The following is a 236-nucleotide window of genomic DNA, read 5'->3' as shown; positions in this document are numbered from 1 at the left end:
AATATATTAGTGTAAAAACATTAAATACCCAAACTGCGGCAAGGCTTAAAAACCCAAAGACAATAGAAAATACATTAAATACATATATTTCAAAAATGGATAATTATTCTGGGGATGAAAAAGGATTAATAAGAATTTCACCAAAACAAATTAAACAGAAAACATTGGAATTGGGTATTCCAGAAAAAACGACTAAAGAACAATGGGATACAATTAATAATTCTATTTAAAATGCA

Annotated in this window: 1 protein-coding gene; it reads left to right on the top strand. The window is 26.3% G+C overall.

Features of this window, described 5'->3' with window-relative positions; genetic code table 11:
- On the top strand, positions 1-230 hold a 230-nt coding region (locus tag M983_RS17725), incomplete at its 5' end, for an endonuclease toxin domain-containing protein (protein WP_210433266.1).
- Between the last annotated feature and the right edge of the window lie 6 nt (positions 231-236).

Source organism: Proteus myxofaciens ATCC 19692, assembly GCF_001654855.1.
Lineage (GTDB): Bacteria > Pseudomonadota > Gammaproteobacteria > Enterobacterales > Enterobacteriaceae > Proteus > Proteus myxofaciens.
The sequence above is the reverse complement of the archived record's forward strand: the minus strand, read 5'-3'. Positions and strand labels throughout refer to the sequence as shown.